The sequence below is a fragment of the Psychrobacillus sp. OK032 genome (assembly GCF_900111345.1).
Lineage (GTDB): Bacteria > Bacillota > Bacilli > Bacillales_A > Planococcaceae > Psychrobacillus.
In genome coordinates this window covers 1-1,882 of record NZ_FOGY01000035.1, presented here as the reverse complement: position 1 = coordinate 1,882, position 1,882 = coordinate 1, and the positions used below count along the sequence as shown (strand labels likewise).

Here is a 1,882-nt window from a genome sequence, read left to right as displayed (position 1 = left end):
ATTTATACAATTAAGTATAAAGGAAGTGATTTAGTAAGAGGAAAACTGCTCAATCTTATTTGTAGAAAACTGCTCACTTTATTTTAGCGTTTACAAATGTATATTCCTAAGCTTAACTCCAACAAGAAAAGACCATTGGGGATACCGGAACATGAAGATAAGATTGTACAGAAAGGCATTACAAAAATACTAAATGCCATCTATGAAAATGATTTTCTAGACTGCTCTTTTGGGTTCCGCCCAAACCGTAACTGCCACGATGCTTTGAAAATTTTAAATCATTATATAGAAAAGAAATCAGTAAATTATATAGTAGATGTAGATATTAAAGGGTTCTTTGACAACGTTGACCACATATGGACTATGGAGTTCTTAAAACTGCGAATTGCTGACCCTAACTTACTAAGAATAATTGGTAGGTTTCTTAAGGGTGGATACATGGAGGAAGGAAAGAAATACAAGACAGATAAAGGCACCGCAAGGTGGAGTCATATCTCCGGTACTTGCCAATCTATACCTCCATTATGTCCTGGACCTGTGGTTTGAGAAGGAAGTTAGAAAACAGTGTAAAGGACAAGCATACATAGTTAGATATGCAGATGATTTTGTTTGTTGCTTCCAATATGAGAGCGAAGCTCAGGAATTCTTTCAATCATTGAAGCTGAGATTACAGAAGTTTAACTTAGAAATAGCGGAGGATAAAACCAAAATTATTCCCTTCGGGAGATTTGCGGAGAAAGATGCAAAACTAAAGGGAAATGGAAAACCTGACACCTTTGATTTCCTAGGTTTTACACACTATTGTGGAAAGAGTAAATCTGGATACTTTCGTGTGAAACGGAAATCAAGCAGGAAAAAGCTACAAGGTAAACTAAAGGAATCTAAGGAATGGATAAAGAAGAACCGAAATAATGATATTCATATGATCATGGATAGATTTAAACGCTCGCTTGTAGGTTATTACAACTACTATTGCATCACGGATAACACTCCAAGTGTTCACCAATTTAAAGACAAAATCCAATATTTACTGTTTAAATGGCTCAACAGAAGAAGTCAAAGAAAATCCTTTACTTGGGATAAATTCAATCTCTTTCTTGATAAATATCCGTTACCTTCACCAAGAATTAAGGTGAATATATACGACTTAAGAAAAGAGATTAGCTACATTTTGTGAATGATGACTAGGAGGAGCCGTGTGCGTAAATAGCGCAAGCACGGTTCTGTGAGGGGGGAGGAATACAATCTACCGCAAGGTAGAGAGGTTCCCTTCTACTCGACTAGTATTATACATCATTCGGTTAATTCCACATATGTTAGAATGTAGAAAAACGTAAAAGTGGAATAGTTTTGATAAAAACAGTATTTGTAGGTTTAATATCATTTATCAGTGTAAGTAGTTTACTTCTATTGATTGGATATTTGTTTGATTTTAAATTGTTCATGTATAGTTTTTACAAAGAAACTTCAACAGGGTTCGAAGCAGGAGGTTCAGTAATTCCTTTTATTATCGGGATAATTTGTAGCTGTTTTATCGGTAATTACTATCAAAAAAGACAACATAGTTGTTAAGCTAACGGGTTGTTAAGAAATAATAAAATCGTTTTATTTTGAAGTGTTAAACATGCATAAATACCTTCAAAATAAAAAACAAGCTCCCAATAAAATTGTTCGCTTGTTTTTTGTACCCTTACATTTAAATGGGCGATAACATTTAGTTAATGAAATTTTGAGGAATACATTCACGAACACCAGAATTTCTCAATGAGTTAAATAAAGCTGCACTAATCCTTAATATAACATTGGTATCAGTTCCATCTTCTAAATCATAGATTACAAAGTATGCATTATCAACTGTAAAAATACATTTTCGTTCTAATTT

At 33.5% G+C, this 1,882-nt stretch carries 1 protein-coding gene and 2 pseudogenes; 2 read left to right on the top strand and 1 reads right to left on the bottom strand.

Going from position 1 to position 1,882, the window contains the following annotated elements; all coding sequences use genetic code 11:
* Positions 1 to 96: 96 nt before the first annotated feature.
* Together BMZ04_RS23045 and BMZ04_RS23245 are read left to right on the top strand one after the other, a co-directional pair.
* A pseudogene (locus tag BMZ04_RS23045) lies at positions 97 to 736 on the top strand (reverse transcriptase domain-containing protein); the annotation flags it as partial.
* Positions 737 to 922: 186 nt separating this feature from the next.
* On the top strand, positions 923 to 1,177 hold the full coding sequence (locus BMZ04_RS23245; RefSeq protein WP_369802706.1) for a hypothetical protein: 255 nt from the start codon (positions 923 to 925) through the stop codon (positions 1,175 to 1,177).
* Positions 1,178 to 1,714: 537 nt separating this feature from the next.
* Here the strand turns inward: BMZ04_RS23245 and BMZ04_RS23040 are convergent.
* Positions 1,715 to 1,882: pseudogene (locus BMZ04_RS23040) on the bottom strand (spore coat protein); the annotation flags it as partial.

What these genes read in the sequence shown, in the direction of transcription:
- BMZ04_RS23245 (WP_369802706.1), top strand. Translation starts at nt 923, where the DNA reads ATGATCATGGATAGATTTAAACGCTCGCTTGTAGGTTATTACAACTAC.